We start from the raw sequence: 16,742 nt of genomic DNA, 5'->3' as shown, positions 1-16,742 counted from the left end.
TTCAGGCCGGGAACAGCCGCCGCGGCACCAGCTCGACGGCACGCTCGCCGTCGCCGACCCACACGTGGCCGTCCTGCACCGTGACTTGCAGCTGCATCGAGCGCTGCGCGAGGGTGGCGAGCACGCGCGACGCGCCGCTGGCCAGCTGCCAGACCTCGAGGTTCGTGCAGCGCGCGACGCGCGCGGCCAGCGGCGCCCACCACAGCGTCACCGACGCGCTGTAGGCCAGCACCGTGACGCGCTCGGCGCGCCCGCACGCCTTCAGCAGCCGGCGTTCGTCGGGCTGGCCGACCTCGATCCAGTGCACGATCGCACCGGTGAGGTCGTGCTGCCACAGGTCCGGCTCGTCGGTGTCGGACAGGCCGCGCGCCATCTCGAGCCGCCCGCGCGCTTCGTCGGCCGGCACGTGCAGCGCGAACGCGAGCAGCCGCGCCATCAGCCGCTCGTCGGTTTCCGACGGGTGGCGCGCCAGCGTCAGCGCATGGTCGGCGTACAGCGCGCGGTCCATGTCGGCGATCGCGACCTGCGCCTTGTAGACGGTCGACTTCAGCGCCATCGGTGACCCGTGAGCGTGCCGGCGGGCCGGCGCACCCGGTCGCGGCCGTGGGGGTGCGGCTTGGCGGTCGGCGGCATGGCAGGCGTCATCGCGGTGAGGGGCGGGCGCGCGCACTGTGCCACAGCGCCGTGGCCCGCGCCGGCGGCATCGCGCGTCAGTCCGGCGTCGCGGGGCCGAACAGCAGGTCGAGCGACTTCATGAACGCGCGGAAGTCCAGCGGTTTGGTCCAGTAGTCGGCGAAGCCGGCGGCCAGCGCGCGCTCGATGTCCTGCGGCATTGCGTTGGCCGACAGCGCGATGCACGGGATGTCGGCGGTGCGCGGGTCGGCACGCAGCCGGCGCAGCACTTCGTGGCCGTCGAAGTCGGGCAGCTGCATGTCGATGAGGATCAGGTCGGGGTGCTGTGCCTGCGCCGCGCGCACGCCGCCCTCGCCGTCGGCGGCGCTGTCCAGGCGCAGATCGGGCCGGCGCGCGATCAGCTCCTGCACGATCATCAGGTTGACCGGGTTGTCCTCGATGTAGAGCAGCCGCTTGCGGCGCGCCCCGGCCGGCGCCGCGGTCGTCGGCGTATCCTGGAACAGCGGCGCCGGCACCGTTTCGGGCTCGTCGGCCGTGGCGGCCGGCAGCTCGACCTCGAAGCGGCTGCCCACGCCGGGTTCGCTGCTCACGCCGATGCGCCCGTCCATGCGCTCGACCAGCGCCTTGACGATCGCCAGCCCGATGCCGGTACCCTCGATGCCCTCGCGTTCGGCGCCGAGGCGGTTGAACGGCTCGAACAGGTGGCGGCGCTGCGCGGCGGTCAGGCCGCGGCCGCTGTCGGCCACGGTGATGCGCACGCGGCGCCGCGGCTCGGCGCCGGTGATCGTGGCCTCGACGCGCACCCAGCCGCCGGCGCGGTTGTACTTGATCGCGTTGGACAGCAGGTTCACGAGGATCTGCCGCAGCCGCGTCGCGTCGGCGTGCACGCGCACGGCGAGCGCGCCGAGCTCGATCTTCACGTCGCGTGCGCGTGCGGTCTGCTCGACCAGCGGCAGCGTCTCGACGACGAGGCGTTCGAGCACGACGGCGCCGGGCTCGAGCCGCAGCTCGCCGCTGTCGACGCGCGACAGGTCGAGCACGTCGTTGATCAGCGACAGCAGGTGGCGCCCGGCCGACTCGATGTGACGCAGGCGTCCGAGCTGCGACGCGACGTCGCCGCGGCCGGCGTCGTGGATCAGCAGCTGCGTGAAGCCGAGCACGGCGTTCAGCGGCGTGCGCAGCTCGTGGCTCATGCGCGCGAGGAAGCGGCTCTTGGCCTCGCTTTCGCGCTGGGCGATGAGCTTCTCGCGCAGCGCGGCCTCGGCGGTCTTGACCTCGGTGACGTCCCAGTTGATGCCGATGCGCCTCGCGCCGCGCCCTTCGGCGGCCGGCACCAGCACCGAGCGCGACGCCAGCCAGCGCCAGCTGCCGTCGGGCCAGCGCACGCGGAACTCGACCTGCGTCGGCAGCTGCGCGAGGTTGGCGCGCGCATACAGCCCCTGCACGCGCGGCAGGTCGTCGGGGTGCACGAGCGCGAGCCGCTCGGCGTCGCTGAGCGCGCGCGCACTGGGCGGCAGCCCGCGCAGTGCGAACATCTGCGCGTCCCACGTCGCCTCGCCGGTGTCGAGGTCGACCTCCCAGGTGCCGATACCCACGCCGCGCGTGATCAGGTCGGCGCGCTCGTGGGCGCGGCGCAGCGCCTGCATCGCCTCGTGCTGCTCGGTGACGTCGAGCGCGACCCCGAACAGCCGCCGGCAGTCGGTGCGCTGGCGGTCGACGTCGGCGCGCAGCACGATCCAGCGTGTGCTGCCGTCGCGGCGCAGCGTGCGCAGCTCAACCTCGAGCGGCTCGTCGCCGCCCTTCAGGTAGGCCTTCGCGCGTGCGAGCACCTGCTCGCGGTCGTCGGGGTGCACGCAGCGGCCGACCCATTCGGACAGCGACGGCGGCCGCGGCTCGCCGACCATGTCGAAGAGCTCGTACATCTGTGCGTTCCAGTCGGTCTCCTCGGTCGTGACCGTCGTCGACCAGATGCCCACGCGCGCTGCGCGCGCGGCGGCGTCGAGCCGCGTGGCCAGCTCGAGCGAGCGCGCGGTGCGCTCGACCTGCTCGGTCATGTCGAGCGCGACGCCGACGAAGGCCACCGGCTGGCCCGTGGCGTCGCGCTCGAGCACGCGGCGCATGAACAGGTAGCGCCAGCGCCCGTCGACGTGACGGAAGCGCGCCTGCTCGTCGCTCGGTTCACCGGTGGCGTACGTGCGCTTGGACGATGCGATGACGGCCGGCAGGTCGTCGGGGTGGATCCACGAGCGCACCTCGGCCAGGTCGATGCCCTCGGGGCGGATCGGCAGGCCCAGGATCTGGAACGCGCGCGCGTCGTAGTACGCGCGGTCGGTGCGCAGGTCGTGCCGCCACACGCCGATGCGAGCCACGTCGAGCGCGAGGCGCAACTGCTGCTGCGCACTTTCGACCGAACGCGCGAGCTCGAACGTCTCGGTGTCGTCCATCAACATGCCGACGACGCGCTCGGGCCGGCCGTCGGCGCCGTCGATCACGTGCCACTGCGAGCGCAGCCGGCGCACGCCGCCGTCGGCGCGCCGCACGCGAAAGCGCGCGCTGTAGGTGCCGGCGCGCTGCAGCGACGCGCGGAACGTCTCGTCGAGCCGGTCCTCGGGCGGCACACGGGCGATCGCCGCGGCGAAGTTCGGCGTCCCCTCGGTCGGCTCCATGTCCCAGAAGCGGAACATGTGCCGGTCCCACCGGCCCGCGAGCGTGCGCACGTCGCGCTCCCAGATGCCGATGCGGCCGAACTCCTGCACGAGGTCGAGCCGGTCGGCGAGCTGGCGCTGCTCGCTCACGTCGGCCAGCGACGCGACGAAGCGCCGCTCGCCCGCACCCGCCAGCGGGCGCAGGTGCACGCGGTACGCACGCGCGCCGCCGCGGCCGTCGGCGGTCTCGAACACCGCGGCGTCGAGGCGGCCGTCACCGGCCAGTGCCTCAAGCAGCGCGCGCGGCTGCGACCAGCCGAGCAGCTCGGGCAGCGGCCGCCCGCGGGCGGAGTCGGCCTCGACGCCGGCCAGTGCCGCCGCGCCGGGGCTCAGCCACTGCACCCGCGCCTGCGCGTCGAGCAGCGCGACGGCGCAGTCGGGCAGCGTCAGCCATGCGTCGATGGCGTCGCGCCAGGGCGACGTCGAGGCATCGGGAGCGGTCATCGCGCGAGGACTGGAACGGCGGGCACGCCGGCTCGGCGCGCGGTCAGTCTACCGAGGCGCTGCGTGCGCGCCTAGCCGTCGCGCCGTGCGGCGCGGCCGACGCGCGCACGGCCGTGCGCTGGGTCACGCGCCGGCACCGGCTATGCTGCGGGCCCCCGAGGAGACCCGACGATGTTCGACACCGCGATCGCCGGCAGCCTGCCCAAGCCCGGCTGGCTGGCCGAGACCCACAAGCTGTGGCCCCAGTGGCGCCTCGAAGGCGACGCGCTGGCCGAGGCGCAGCTCGACGCGACGCTGCTGTGGATCAAGCGGCAGGAAGACGCCGGGCTGACGGTGATCGGCGACGGCGAGCAGGCGCGCCAGCACTTCGTGCACGGCTTCCTCGAGCACGTCGAGGGCATCGACTTCGAGCACAAGGTCGAGATGGGCATCCGCGCCGACCGCTACAAGGCGATGGTGCCGCAGGTTGTCGCGCCGCTGCGCCTGAAGGGGCGCGTGCACGCCGTCGAGGCGCGGCTGCTGCGCGCGCACACGACGCGCAAGACCAAGTTCACGCTGCCCGGGCCGATGACGATCGTCGACACGGTGGCCGACCGCTTCTACGGCGACCGCGTGACGATGGCGTTCGCGTTCGCCGAGCTGCTGAACCAGGAGGCGCTCGCGCTGCAGGCCGACGGCATCGACGTGATCCAGTTCGACGAGCCCGCGTTCAACGTCTACCTCGCCGAGGCGGCCGACTGGGGCATCAAGGCGCTCGAGCGCGCGGCGCAGGGGCTGACGTGCAAGACTGCGGTGCACATCTGCTACGGCTACGGCATCGAGGCCAACGTGCAGTGGAAGAAGACGCTCGGCGACGAGTGGCGCCAGTACGAGCGCGTGTTCCCGGCGCTCGCGAAGAGCACGATCGACCAGGTCAGCCTCGAGTGCATCCACTCGCACGTGCCGCCCGAGCTGATGGCGCTGCTGGCCGGCAAGGACGTGATGGTCGGCGTGATCGACGTCGCCAGCGACACGGTCGAGACGCCCGAGGAGGTCGCCGCGACGATCGCCACCGCACTGCGCCACGTGCCGGCGCAGCGCCTGATCGCGTGCACGAACTGCGGCATGGCGCCGATGGACCGCGCCGTGGCCGAGGCCAAGCTGCGCGCGCTCGTGCAAGGCGCGGCGCTGGCGCGCGAGCGGCTGGTCAGCCGATGAACGCGCTGCTGCCGCTGCGCGTGGTCGCGCCGTCGCAGGTCGACGCCGTCTTGCGCGAGCGCGGCTTCGCCGTGCTCGACGCCGCCGGGCTGTGCGCGCTGCTCGGGCCCGACGTGGGCCCGGCGCGGCTCGAGGCGTGGTGGCCGTTCTGGGACCGCCTGCCGCCCGACACGCACCTTCGCGACGGCGGGCGCTACCGCTTTCGCCGCCACTCGTGCTTCGTCGTCGACGGCGACGTCGTCGAGCCGGTGCCGCACCGCGCGCACTGGCAGCCGGTCGAGTACAACGCGCTGCACGGCGGCATCGAGCGCTGGTTCGAGCCGATCGAGCCGGCGCTGGTTGCCGACCCGCTGTGGACGCGTCTGCTCGCGGTGACGGCCGCGCGCGCGAGCGCGCTGCGCGGCGCACGGCGCTGGCACGTCGAGGCGCACCCGTTTCGCATCGACACCGCCTCCGGCATCGGGCGCCCGACGCCCGAGGGCGCGCACCGCGACGGCGTCGACCTGGTCGCGGTGATCCTCGTGCGCCGCGTCGGCGTCAAGGGTGGCGAGACGCGCGTGTTCGACGCCGACGGCCCGCGCGGCGAACGCTTCACGCTCGCCGAGCCGTGGAGCGTGCTGTGGCTCGACGACGCGCGCGTGATCCACGAGACGACGCCGATCCAGCCGCTCGACGCGGCGCGGCCCGGCTTTCGCGACACGCTCGTGCTGACCTGCCGCGCCGGCGGCTTCCAGGGACCCGAGGGTCACTGACGCGGCGCGCGCGCCCGCCGGCGTTCAGGCCGGCAGCGTGGCCAGCAGCCGGCGCGCGCGCTCGCGCAGCGTCGCGCAGGGCGACGCGATGCCGAGCTGCAGGCAGTGGCGCGCATAGTCGCGGTCGGCCTGCAGGCGCTCCAGGTGTACCGGGTGGCCCGCTGCGGCCATCAGCCACTTGAAGTCGACCCACTCGAGCAGGTCCGCGGAGCAAGCGGTGGCGTTCATCGAGATCCGTCCAAACACGCGCGATTTGACCGCGGCGCGCGCCGTGCGATCGGCGCTGCGCGCCGAGAGGGCTCTCTACTCGTCACGCCTCCCGCGCCCGATGGCGGCGCCGGCGCAGGCCCGCTCGCTCAGGCCGGCCGGTCGGCCGGCTGCGTCGCGCGCGGCAGGTACTGCGACGACGTGACGCCCATCGAGACGTAGATGCTCGTCAGCGCCTCGATGCCGACCTCGGCCGGCGTCACCCAGTGCTCGGGCACCCACAGCAGCCCGCCGCCGACCGGCACCGGCGCGGTCGGCACGAGCACGGCGATGCAGCGTCGCCCGTCGATCAGCACCGGCTCGGCGTTGGACAGCAGCGCCAGCGCGATCGCGCCGCCCGGCCCGCCGAAGTGGCACCACACCGGACGCATCGACTTCAGGCCGCCTTCGGCCGCGTTGCCGCGCTGCGACACCAGCTCGACCATGCGGCGGATCAGCCCGTAGACCGTGTTGACGAGCGGGATGCGCGTGACGAGCGCGTCGACCAGTCGTGCCAGCCCGCGCTGCAGGCCGGCCTCGACGAGCAGGCCGAGGCCGAAGATCGCGGCCGCGACGATGCCCACGCCGACCAGGTAGCCGATCAGTTCCGAGCCGGTGACGCCGAAGCCGATCGCCTTGAGCACCTGCCCGAACAGGCTGCCCGGGCCGAGCCAGCCCAGCAGCAGCCTGGCGGCCCACACGAAGATGAGGATCGTCGCGGCCAGCGGGAGCGCGGCGAGCAGGCCGGTGGCGAAGATGCGAAGCAGGGTGCGCGTGCTGGCGGTCATGGTGCGTCCTCGCGGGCGTGGGCGGCGGGCGGCGGCAAGGCGGCCGATTATGCGAACCCGCTGCCGCGGCGCCCGTGCCCCGGCGCGCCGCGCGGCCACGCGGATGCGCGCGGTGCGAAACGAATTGGCGCCAGAAGAGCGCCGTTGTCTGCACGATGCCGGCCCGAACGCGATGCGGGGGCATCGTGCGCAGCGGTGCCGATGCGGTGTATGGTCGCACCCCCGCCTCACCGACGAGCTCCACCGCCCCCGATGCCACCGCCTCACTGTCGATCCACGCCACCGCGCGGCCCGTGCCGCGAGCGCCTGCGATGACGCCGGCCGAGCTGTGGTCGTCGTGGGTCGCGAGCCCGTGGTCGCTGCGCCCCGACACGCTGCTCGGCGCGGCGCTGTTGCTCGTGCTCGCGGCGCTGCTCGGTGAGCTGCTGTGGCGCGCGCTGCGCTGGCCGCGGCTGATGGGTTACGTCGCCGTCGGCGTCGTGCTGGCGCTGGCTGGCGTGCGCGCCGACCCCGACGAGCCGGCGGTGCGGCTGGTGATCGACGTCGCGCTGGCGCTGCTGCTGTTCGAGACCGGCGCGCGGCTGAACCTGCGCTGGCTGGTGCGCAACCCGTGGCTGCTGGCCAGCGGGCTGCTCGAGGCGGTGCTGTCGGCGGTGGCGGTGTATCTGACGGCGCGCGCGTTCGGGCTCGGCCTGCAGGTCTCGGCCGTGCTGGCGCTGATCGCGATGAGCGTGTCGCCGGCCGTGGTGCAGCGCGTCGTCGGCGAGTGCGGCGCCGCCGGGCAGGTCACCGAGCGCCTGCTCGCGCTGACGGCGCTGAACACGCTGCTCGCGGTGCTGGCGATGAAGGCGCTCAATGCCGGTCTGCTGCTCAGCCGGCCCGACACGTGGCAGGCCGCACTGCCGGCGGTGACGATCTCTCTGGCCGGCTCGTTCCTGCTCGGCGTCGCGCTCGGCTCGGCGATCGCGTGGATCGCACGCCGGCTCGACCTGCGCAACGAGAACGCGGTGGTGCTGCTGCTGGGCTTCGTGCTGCTGGCCATCGTCGCCGCGAAGGCGCTGCACCTGTCGACGCTGCTGGTGCCGCTGCTCGCGGGTCTGTGGCTGCGCAACCGCACCGACCGCCCGTGGGTGTGGCCGCGGCACTTCGGCAGCGCCGGCGGCGTGCTCGTGCTGGCGCTGTTCGTCGCGGTCGGTTCGGCGTGGTCGCCGGCCGACGCGCCGGCGCTCGTCGGGCTGGCGGCGGCGCTGCTCGCGGCGCGCTGGGTGGCCAAGGCGGCCGCGGTGTTCGTGCTCGCGCGGCCTTCGGGGCTCGCGTGGCGGCAGGCGGCGAGCCTGAGCGCCGGGCTGCTGCCGATGTCGGCCACCGCGTGGGTGCTGGCGATCGACTTCAGCGCCGCGCACCCCGAGACCGGCGCCGTCGTGATGCCGCTGCTGCTGACCGTACTGGTCCTCGTCGAGCTCGTCGGCCCGCTGGTGCTGTGGTACGCGCTGCGCGCCGCCGGCGAGCTCGACCTGACCGACACCCCCGACGTCGCTGCGCCGCGGAGGGCCGCATGAGCCTCGGCGAGTTCGCGGCCTCGAAGGCATTCACGCTCGGCGTCGAGCTCGAGCTGCAGATCGTCAACCGCCACGACTACGACCTGACGCCCGGCGCCGCCGACCTGCTGCGCCTCGTCGAGCGCCACAAGATGGCCGCCGACGTGAAGCCCGAGATCACGAGCAGCATGATCGAGCTGTCGACCGGCGTGTGCGAGCGCCACCCGCAGGTCATCGAGCAGCTGCGCGAGGTGCGCGACGTGCTCGTCGAATGCGCTGGCCAGCAGAACCTGCGCCTGTGTGGCGGCGGCACGCACGCGTTCCAGGACTGGAGCCGCCGCCGCATCTTCGACACGCCGCGCTTCCACCACGTCTCGCAGCTGTACGGCTACCTGTCGAAGCAGTTCACCGTGTTCGGCCAGCACGTGCACATCGGCTGCCCGAGCCCCGACCAGGCGCTGTGGCTGCTGCACGCGATGAGCCGTTTCGTGCCGCACGTGATCGCGCTGTCGGCGTCGTCGCCGTACGTGCAGGGCTACGACACCGGCTTCCACTCGGCGCGGCTCAATTCGGTGTTCGCGTTCCCGATGTCGGGCCGCGCGCCGTACGTGCTGACCTGGGACGGCTTCAAGGCCTACTTCGAGAAGATGACGCGCACCGGCGTCGTCGAGTCGATGAAGGACTTCTACTGGGACATCCGCCCGAAGCCCGAGTTCGGCACGATCGAGGTGCGTGTGATGGACACGCCGCTGACGGTCGAGAAGGCCGCCGCGATCGCGGTGTACCTGCAGTGCGTCGCGCGCTGGCTGGTGCTCGAGCGCCCGTTCGAGCCGCACGAGGACGACTACCTCGCCTACACCTACAACCGCTTCCAGGCCTGCCGCTTCGGCCTCGACGGCGAAGTCGTCGACCCGCGCACCGCCGAGCACCAGACGCTGCGCACGCTGATCGCGCAGACGCTGCGCGACGTCGAGATGCACGCGATCGAGCTGCGCGCCGAGCGCGGGCTGGCGCTGATCCGCGACCAGCTCGCGAGCCACCACGGCACCGACGCCAACTGGCTGCGCGCGATCCAGGCCGACGAGCACTACCTGCCCGAAGTCGTGCGCCGGCAGTGCCTGCGCTTCGAGGGGCAGGGCGGCTGACCACGGCCGCCGACCGGCGCTCGGCGTCTCACTCGCCGATCAGGTGCAGCACCACCTGCCGCACGTGTGCGCGCCGCCGGTGCTCGAAGACGTAGACCGCCTGCCAGGTCCCGAGCGCCATCCGCCCCGCGACGACGGGCACCGCGAGCTGGGTGGCCGTCAGCGCGGCGCGCACGTGCGCCGGCATGTCGTCGGGGCCTTCGCTGCGGTGGCGCCACAGCGCGTCGCCGTCGGGCGCGAGGCGCGCGAGGAAGCGCTCGAGGTCGGCCTGCACGTCGGGGTCGGCGTTCTCCTGGATCAGCAGGCTGGCCGACGTGTGGCGGATGAACAGGGTCAGCAGCCCGGTCGCGATCCCGGTGGCGGCGACCCAGCGCGCCACCGCCGGCGTGATGTCGGTCAGGCCGCGGCCCGGCGTGGCGATCTCGAGCGTGGTGTGCGACTGGCGCATGGCGACGCGGCGGGGTGGCTGGCGATGTGGCGATGATGCCCGCGCCATCCGGCCGGCGCGCTGTCGCGCTCCGGTAGAGTCGCACGCCAGCCGCGGCCGCGACGCCGCGGCGACGCACGATGCAACTGTCGGACTGCAGCGAGGAGGAGCAGGCGGGGCTCGCACGCCTGGAGGCGCGCATCGGCCGCACGCACCTGCGCCAGCGCCTGGGCCTCGAGGGCGAGCACGAGGCGCACGTCGTGCGGCCCGGCACGCACTTCTTCCACCTCGAGAACTGGTACTCGGTGCACGGGCTGATCCGCGGCGTGCTGACGCTGGCCGGGCTGCACGGGCGCGGGCGGCGCAACGTGCTCGACATCCGCCGCCGCGAGCACGACGTGCCGCTGCCGGGCCTGCCGGCGCCGTTCGACGGCTTCACGCTGCTGCACCTGAGCGACCTGCACCTGGACCTGAGCGACGCCTTCGTCGACCACCTGATCGCGCGCGTGCGCGGCCTCGCGCACGACGCGTGCGTGCTCACCGGCGACTTCCGCTTCCGCACCTTCGGCCCCTACGCGCCCGCGCTCGCGGCGCTGGCGCGCCTGCGCCCGCACCTGGGCGAGCGCGTGTGGGCCGTGCTCGGCAACCACGACACGATCCGCATGGTGCCGGGCATCGAGGCGCTGGGCATCCGCGTGCTGATGAACGAGTCGGTGCGCCTCGAGCGCGGCGGCGCGTCGATCGTGCTGGCCGGCATCGACGACGCGCACTACTTCCGCACGCACAACCTGCACGCGGCCGCGGCCGACCTGCACGCCGGCGATTGCGCGATCCTGCTGTCGCACACGCCCGAGCCGTACCGCCAGGCCGCGCACGCCGGCTTCGCGCTGATGCTCAGCGGCCACACGCACGGCGGCCAGATCTGCCTGCCCGGCGGCGTGCCGATCCTCACCGACTCCGACGCGCCGCGCGCACTCGCGCGCGGGCCCTGGCAGCACCACGGCATGCGCGGCTACACGTCGGTGGGCTGCGGCGCGTCGGTGGTCGACGTGCGGCTGAACTGTCCGCCCGAGGTCACGCTGCACCGGCTGCGCCGCGCCTGACACCGGGCGCCCGACACGGCCGTCAGTACGGCCGCTCGTGCAGCCCGAGCCGGTGCGCGAGCCACGCGACCGGCTGCTGCAGCACGAAGAACGCCGCCGTCACCGCCGCGACCTGCAGCCACGACAGGTCGAGCGCGCCGCGCGCCACGAGCAGTGGCAGCAGCGCCTCGGGCACCTGGTCGAGCCCCGTCGCGCGGCCGCTGGGCGCGACGCCCAAGCGCCGCTTGACGAAGCTCGACAGCGCGTCGCCGGCCATCGCCGCCGCGCCGACGGTTGCACCGAGCGCCGCCGGCAGGCCGAACAGCGCGGCGGCCAGCGTCGTTGCGAGCACGGCGGCGACGACGCCGCGCGCCGTCTTCGCCGCCCCGAGCAGCGGCCGGCCGTCGACGAAGCGCAGTCCGCCGTCCAGTGGCGCGCTCCAGCGCGTGCCGAGCAGCCGCTTGGCCACCACCGGCGCCGCGTTGGCCGCACCGAGCAGCACCAGCGCGCGCAGCCCGCTCCACACCTCGTCCATCGTGGCGCGATGCTAGCCGCGCGCCGCGGCACGCCGCGTTGGCGTAGGCTTGCGTCCATGCCCGCCGCGCTCAACGTGCCCAACGCGATCACGCTCGTGCGCTTCGCGCTCGTGCCGGCGATCGCGCACGCGCTGCTCACCGACGCGTGGGCGCGCGCGTGCGCGCTGTTCGTCGTCTCGGCGCTGTCGGACGTCGCCGACGGCTTCATCGCCCGACGCTGGAACCTGCGCACGCGCTTCGGCGCCGTCGCCGACCCGCTGGCCGACAAGCTGACGATGTTCGTCGTCGCGGTGCTGCTCGCGGGGCAGGGGGCGCTGCCGTGGTGGTTCGCGCTCGCGGTGGTCGCGCGCGACGTGCTGATCGTCGGCGGCGCGCTCACGTACCACCTGCGGCACGGCGCGTTCGAGGTGGCGCCGAGCCGCGTGTCCAAGCTCAACACCGGGCTCGAATTCGCGCTGCTGCTCGGCGTGCTGGCCGCGGGTGCCGGCCTCGTGCCCGACGGTGCGTGGCTCGACGCGCTGCTCGTCGTGACGCTCGCGACGATCGTGTGGTCGGGCGCTGACTACGTGGTCGTCTGGGGCCGCAAGGCGGCGCGGGCGCGGCGGTCGGCGCTGTCGCGCTGAACGGTGCCCGCCGGCGCAGCGGCGGCGACTGCGGCGCCGTTCAGCCGCAGCAGCCGGCGCCGCAACCGGTGCCGCCGCGCTGCTGCTGCACCGGCGGGCACGGCACCGAGCCGTACGAGCAGAACACGCAGCAGTCGCCCGGCTTCGGCCGCAGCACGGTCTTGCAGTGCGCGCACTCGTAGAAGAACTGGCAGGCGTCGGTCGGCATGACCTCGCGCCGGGCGTGGCCGCACACGGGACACGTCAGCACCGACTCGAGCCGGGGGGTGGTCGTCATCGCGTCGAAGCCCTCGGGGTGGCCGCGCCGTCGGTCGGGGCCTCGATCGAGGTCGCCACGATCGGCGCGAACGGCTGGTGGGCCACGCAGTGTACGGGCCTGCCTCGCCACGGCGTCGGGCGGGGCGACGCCAGCCGCGCCGTCGCTGGCGAGGCACGCGGGCCGCCACGGGTTTGACGACGATCAGATGGCGCCGACATTGCGGACCGGCCTTGGTCTGGATCAAACCCGCTGGCGGCGATGGGGGTTCAGATGCCGTCCGTGGTTCACGGACCGGAGTTCGCAATGCACGCGCTGATCGACTTCTTCTCCACCGACTACGGCCTGATGAGCGCCGGCGTGATCGCCTTCATGCTCGGCATGGGCGTGTTCTACGTGCGCTTCTTCGTCTCGCACATGCACGAGGACGAGCAGCGCGCGCAGCGCCCGGGCGGCGCGCGCTGAGCGCCGCGCTGGCGTGGCGTTTCAGGCGTCGCGCACGTCGGCCACCGGCTGCGCGCCGAAGTCGGCGCGGTCGAGGCAGGCCAGCACCTTCGCGGCGGCGGCCGCGGGGCTGTCGAGTTGGCCGCGCGCGTGCAGCTGCGCGAAGCGCTCGCGTTCGGTGAACACGGCCGCGTCGGCGCTGCGCAGCTGCACCTGCATGTCGGTGTCGATCACGCCGGGGGCGAGCGACACGACCTTGGCGCCGTGGGCATTCAGCGCCTCGTCGAGCGCGAGCGCGCGGCTGAAGTGGTCGAGCCCGGCCTTGACGGCGCAGTACGGTGCGCTGCCGGCCATCGCGAAGCGGCCGAGCCCCGACGAGATGTTCAGCAGCTTGCGCGCGCCGGGCCATGCGGCGGTCGCGCGCAGGAAGGCCTGCGCGAGCAGCACCGGCGCTTCGAGCCCGACGCGCATCGCCGCCGACAGCGCCTCGGCCGGCGTCGCGCCGATCGGCCCCGGCGGCGTCAGCAGCGCGGCGTTATTGACGAGCGCGGCGCTGGCGAAGCGCGCGCCGTCGAGCGTGCCGAGCCAGGCCTCGAGACGCTGCGCGACGGCCAGCGGCTGCGCGAGGTCGGCCGCCCACTGCTCGAGCACGGCGCCGGCGGGTGCGGCCAGCGTCGCGTCGGGGTGGCGCGCGATCGTCAGCACGTGGTGGCCTTCGTGCAGCCGCTGCGCGGCCATCGCGCGGCCGAGGCCGCGCGAGGCGCCGGTGATCACGGTCAGGTGCATGCTCATCGGCACAGCATAGCGGCGCGCGGGCACGGTGGCACGCCGTCGCCGGGCGGGACAATGGCGCGATGAAGGCATGGTGGACCCGCCCGTGGCTCGTCGCGCTGGCCGCCGGTGTCGCGGTCCTCGCCGCCGCGCTGCTGCCGCCGCTGTGGCAGGCCTGGCGCGCGACGCAGGCGCCGGCTGCGACGACGGCCGCACCGGCCGACGCGCACGGCCTGCCGTGGCAGGTCGAGGTGCTGCCGGGCGGCGCGACGCGCGTGTTCGGGCTCACGCTCGGCGCGAGCCCGCTCGCCGCCGCGAGCCGGCGCGACGATGACCTGCAGCTCGCGCTCGTCGCGCGTGGCGACGAGCCCGGCGTGCTCGAGGGCTACGTCGAGCGTTTCCAGGCCGGCTTCGTCGAAGGCCGCCTCGTGATCGCCGCGGCCGCCGACGAGGCGCAGCGCCGCGCGTGGCGCGCGCGCTCGACGCAGCGCGACCCGGGCGGCGAAGGCACGTGGCGGCACCGCCTCGCCCCCACCGATCTGGCTGCGGCGCGGCAGGCGCCGATCACCGGGCTGACCTTCATCCCCGCCGCGCAGCTCGACGCGGCGGCCGTCGCGCAGCGCTTCGGCGAGCCGGCCGAGCGCGTGCGCACCGGCACGCGGCTCGAGCACTGGCTGTACCCCGAACGCGGCCTCGCGGTGACGATCGACGCCGAGGGGCGCGAGGTGCTGCAGTACGTCGCGCCGGCCGAGTTCGACGCGCGGCTGCGCATGCCGCTGAAGAACGCGGCGCCATGATGTCCCACGCCGCCTAGCGCATGCGCGTGACCGTGATGTGACAGCGGGCCGGCTGCGTGGCGGTCCGTGCGTGTCGATCTGTCGGAGGTCTTGACAGTCGCGCGACGGCGGCTGCGGCACATGTGACCGTTGCATGACAGCGACGGCGGGGCGCATGGCAAGTGCTTGATGCGCCAGCGTCGCGCGCTCGGTGATCACGACGTCGCGCGCGCTTGGCACATGCGTTGCAGACGAGGAGACCTGCGCCGATCGCGCGAGCTTCGTGCGTGCGTCGGCGTTGCGTCATTGCAACCGATGAAGAGGAAATCCGTGTCGAACCCCTGCCTGTCGCCCCTGTGGCGAGCCTTGCTGCTGTCGTCGCTGGCCGCACCGATGACCTTGCACGCCCAGTTCAAACCCGGTCCGAACCCGATCACCGGCACGGTGAGCACGGCGCAGACGCTGGCCTCGGGCACGGGCACCGTCACCGCCGGCGCGACGCTCGACGTGGCCAACACGTCGCAGTCGATCAACCTCAGCGGTACCGCGACGCTCGTCAACCGCGGCACGATCCTGAACTCGTCGACCGGGCGTGCGCTGCGCAACAACAACGGCAGCACGTTCACGATCACGGTCACCAACGACGTGGGTGCACTGATCCAGGCGGCCGATGCCGATGCGTTCCAGATGAACCAGGCGGCCAACAGCGTCGTGCTCGACAACTTCGGCCGCATCGTCTCGCTGAACCCGTCGGGCGGCGGCAACCAGGCGATCGACTGGAACGCGATCACGACCGGCAGCAACACGCTGCGCAACCACGCCGGCGGCCTGATCCGCGCCACCGCCGCCGACGCGGTGCGTCCGGGCGCCAACGGCATCATCGTCAATGCCGGCACGATCGAGGCGCTGCCCGCCCTCGAAGGCACGGCACCGAACCGTAGCGCCAGCGGCAGCGACGGCATCGACACGCAGACGCGGTCGGGCGTGACGGTCACCAACGCGGGGTCGATCTCGGGACGTCACGGCATCACCGGCGGCAGCGGGTCGGCCGCCATCACGATCACCGTCACCAACGAGGCCGGCGGCAGCATCACCGGCGTCAACGGCTCGGGGATCAACATCGACAACGCCGCGTCGGTCGCGACGATCGTCAACCGCGGCGCCATCGTCGGGCGCTTCGACTGGGCACGTTTCGACGTCGGCGACGGCGACGGCATCGACGTCGACGGCATCGCCCACATCGACAACGCCGGCGTGATCCGCGGCATCGGCGCCGGCGGCAATGGCTCCGACGGGCAGCCGAACAACGCCGAGGGCATCTCGATCGGCGGCGGTCGCATCGTCAACCGCGTCGGTGCCGAGATCACCGGCGAGAACCCGGCCGCCAGCGGCACTGCGGCCAGGGGCAACGGCATCCTCGTCGACGACTCGAGCGGCGGCAACGCGTTCGCAGCCACTGAGCTGATCAACGACGGTCTCGTGCGCGGGGTCACCGGCTACGCCTTCAAGGCCATCGGCAACTTCGCCGACCGCATCGTCAACGGCGTCACCGGCCTCCTGCGCGGAGGCGGCAGCGACGCCGCGGTGCAGACCGGCGGCGGCGACGACGTCGTCGTCAACGCCGGGCGCATCCACGGCAACGGCGGCAAGGCGATCGACCTCGGCGCCGGCGACGACACGCTGCACGTCGTCGGTCCGCAGGCGGCGATCGTCGGCGACGTGCACGGTGGCACCGGACGCAACACGCTGGTGTTCGACCTCGGCGCCGGCCACCGCTTCGCCTACGACGGCGTGCTGTCGGCGTTCGACGTCGTGCGGATCGCGTCGGGCACGACGGTGCTGTCGGGCATCAGCACGGCGCTGGGCACGACGACGGTCGAAGCGGGCGCGACGCTCGGTGGCGATGGCGCCGTCGGCGGCAAGGTCGTCGTCGCCGCCGGCGGCACGCTCGCGCCCGGCGAGGACGGGCGCATCGGCACGTTCGGCGTCGGCGCGCTTGACCTCGAGGTCGACGGCGTGCTCGCGATCGACGTCGACGGCGCGGCCGGCCTCGCGGACCGGCTCGTCGTCGACGGCGAGGCCCGGCTGTTCGGCCGGCTGCTGGTCACGCTGCTGTCGGCGCCGACGGTCGGCGACGCGTTCGAGATCCTGACCGCCGGCGGCCCGCTCGTCGGCGCCTTCGGCTCGGGCGCATGGGTCGACGCGTGGTTCGACGACGTCGCCTACCGCTTCGCGGTTGTCTTCGACGACGGGCGCGTCGTGCTGACCGTGGTGCCCGAGCCGTCGATGGCGGTCATCCTGGCGCTCGCGCTGGCGCTGCTCATGGGGGTGCGGTCGCGCGCGGGGCGGCAGCGCCTGCGCGCCGGCGGCTGACGCGGG

17 protein-coding genes are annotated in these 16,742 nt (G+C 73.8%); 9 read left to right on the top strand and 8 right to left on the bottom strand.

Going from position 1 to position 16,742, the window contains the following annotated elements; translation table 11 throughout:
• Position 1 precedes the first annotated feature (1 nt).
• Together MOJ79_RS09770 and MOJ79_RS09765 are read right to left on the bottom strand one after the other, a co-directional pair.
• Positions 2-556 (bottom strand): YaeQ family protein, encoded by a 555-nt coding sequence (locus MOJ79_RS09770; protein ID WP_241923988.1) that lies wholly within the window; start codon positions 554-556, stop codon positions 2-4.
• Positions 557-710: 154 nt separating this feature from the next.
• Positions 711-3,782 carry a PAS domain-containing protein gene (locus MOJ79_RS09765; protein ID WP_241923987.1) on the bottom strand — a complete coding sequence of 1,024 codons (3,072 nt, stop codon included), beginning with the start codon at positions 3,780-3,782 and terminating at the stop codon, positions 711-713.
• A 171-nt stretch (positions 3,783-3,953) separates the two neighbouring features.
• Between MOJ79_RS09765 and MOJ79_RS09760 the strand changes: the two genes are divergently transcribed.
• Complete coding sequence (locus MOJ79_RS09760) at positions 3,954-4,979, top strand: methionine synthase (protein WP_241923986.1); 1,026 nt, start codon at positions 3,954-3,956, stop codon at positions 4,977-4,979.
• On the top strand, positions 4,976-5,731 hold the full coding sequence (locus tag MOJ79_RS09755; protein ID WP_241923985.1) for a 2OG-Fe dioxygenase family protein: 756 nt from the start codon (positions 4,976-4,978) through the stop codon (positions 5,729-5,731). Before MOJ79_RS09760 ends, MOJ79_RS09755 begins: the two co-directional genes overlap by 4 nt.
• A 24-nt stretch (positions 5,732-5,755) precedes the next feature.
• Here the strand turns inward: MOJ79_RS09755 and MOJ79_RS09750 are convergent, their stop codons facing one another.
• On the bottom strand, positions 5,756-5,959 hold the full coding sequence (locus MOJ79_RS09750; RefSeq protein WP_241923984.1) for a hypothetical protein: 204 nt from the start codon (positions 5,957-5,959) through the stop codon (positions 5,756-5,758).
• Positions 5,960-6,087: 128 nt separating this feature from the next.
• Positions 6,088-6,765 carry a DUF502 domain-containing protein gene (locus tag MOJ79_RS09745; protein ID WP_241923983.1) on the bottom strand — a complete coding sequence of 226 codons (678 nt, stop codon included), beginning with the start codon at positions 6,763-6,765 and terminating at the stop codon, positions 6,088-6,090.
• A 311-nt stretch (positions 6,766-7,076) separates the two neighbouring features.
• Here MOJ79_RS09745 and MOJ79_RS09740 point away from each other — a divergent pair, with 311 nt between their 5' ends.
• Together MOJ79_RS09740 and MOJ79_RS09735 are read left to right on the top strand one after the other, a co-directional pair.
• Positions 7,077-8,324 carry a cation:proton antiporter gene (locus MOJ79_RS09740; protein WP_241923982.1) on the top strand — a complete coding sequence of 416 codons (1,248 nt, stop codon included), beginning with the start codon at positions 7,077-7,079 and terminating at the stop codon, positions 8,322-8,324.
• Positions 8,321-9,448, top strand: coding sequence for a YbdK family carboxylate-amine ligase (locus tag MOJ79_RS09735; protein WP_241923981.1), 1,128 nt, complete (start codon positions 8,321-8,323; stop codon positions 9,446-9,448). The genes MOJ79_RS09740 and MOJ79_RS09735 overlap by 4 nt, the downstream gene beginning before the upstream one ends.
• A gap of 28 nt (positions 9,449-9,476) precedes the next feature.
• Here MOJ79_RS09735 and MOJ79_RS09730 read toward each other — a convergent pair whose 3' ends face one another.
• Positions 9,477-9,896 (bottom strand): secondary thiamine-phosphate synthase enzyme YjbQ, encoded by a 420-nt coding sequence (locus tag MOJ79_RS09730; protein WP_241923980.1) that lies wholly within the window; start codon positions 9,894-9,896, stop codon positions 9,477-9,479.
• 119 nt (positions 9,897-10,015) lie between these two features.
• Between MOJ79_RS09730 and MOJ79_RS09725 the strand changes: the two genes are divergently transcribed.
• The gene (locus MOJ79_RS09725) at positions 10,016-10,978 is read left to right on the top strand and encodes a metallophosphoesterase (RefSeq protein WP_241923979.1); all 963 of its coding nucleotides are present in this window, start codon (positions 10,016-10,018) and stop codon (positions 10,976-10,978) included.
• 22 nt (positions 10,979-11,000) lie between these two features.
• On the opposite strand, the gene MOJ79_RS09720 is transcribed toward MOJ79_RS09725, so the two are convergent.
• Positions 11,001-11,492, bottom strand: a complete 492-nt coding sequence (locus MOJ79_RS09720; protein WP_241923978.1) for a CDP-archaeol synthase — start codon at positions 11,490-11,492, stop codon at positions 11,001-11,003.
• A gap of 57 nt (positions 11,493-11,549) precedes the next feature.
• Between MOJ79_RS09720 and MOJ79_RS09715 the strand changes: the two genes are divergently transcribed.
• A complete protein-coding gene (locus MOJ79_RS09715; RefSeq protein WP_241923977.1) occupies positions 11,550-12,116 on the top strand; it encodes a CDP-alcohol phosphatidyltransferase family protein in 567 nt (188 codons plus the stop codon).
• A gap of 40 nt (positions 12,117-12,156) precedes the next feature.
• Here the strand turns inward: MOJ79_RS09715 and MOJ79_RS09710 are convergent, their stop codons facing one another.
• Positions 12,157-12,393, bottom strand: coding sequence for a GDCCVxC domain-containing (seleno)protein (locus MOJ79_RS09710; RefSeq protein ID WP_241923976.1), 237 nt, complete (start codon positions 12,391-12,393; stop codon positions 12,157-12,159).
• Between the two features lie 285 nt (positions 12,394-12,678).
• Between MOJ79_RS09710 and MOJ79_RS09705 the strand changes: the two genes are divergently transcribed.
• The gene (locus MOJ79_RS09705; RefSeq protein ID WP_241923975.1) at positions 12,679-12,837 is read left to right on the top strand and encodes a DUF3149 domain-containing protein; all 159 of its coding nucleotides are present in this window, start codon (positions 12,679-12,681) and stop codon (positions 12,835-12,837) included.
• 21 nt (positions 12,838-12,858) lie between these two features.
• Here the strand turns inward: MOJ79_RS09705 and MOJ79_RS09700 are convergent, their stop codons facing one another.
• A complete protein-coding gene (locus tag MOJ79_RS09700) occupies positions 12,859-13,608 on the bottom strand; it encodes an SDR family NAD(P)-dependent oxidoreductase (protein WP_241923974.1) in 750 nt (249 codons plus the stop codon).
• 62 nt (positions 13,609-13,670) lie between these two features.
• On the opposite strand from MOJ79_RS09700, the gene MOJ79_RS09695 reads away from it, so the two are divergent.
• Positions 13,671-14,384 (top strand): hypothetical protein, encoded by a 714-nt coding sequence (locus MOJ79_RS09695; protein ID WP_241923973.1) that lies wholly within the window; start codon positions 13,671-13,673, stop codon positions 14,382-14,384.
• 372 nt (positions 14,385-14,756) lie between these two features.
• The gene (locus MOJ79_RS09690; RefSeq protein ID WP_241923972.1) at positions 14,757-16,736 is read left to right on the top strand and encodes a beta strand repeat-containing protein; all 1,980 of its coding nucleotides are present in this window, start codon (positions 14,757-14,759) and stop codon (positions 16,734-16,736) included.
• Positions 16,737-16,742 lie beyond the last annotated feature (6 nt).

Source organism: Calidifontimicrobium sp. SYSU G02091, assembly GCF_022631395.1.
Taxonomy (GTDB): domain Bacteria; phylum Pseudomonadota; class Gammaproteobacteria; order Burkholderiales; family Burkholderiaceae_C; genus Calidifontimicrobium; species Calidifontimicrobium sediminis.
The sequence above is the reverse complement of the archived record's forward strand: the minus strand, read 5'-3'. Positions and strand labels throughout refer to the sequence as shown.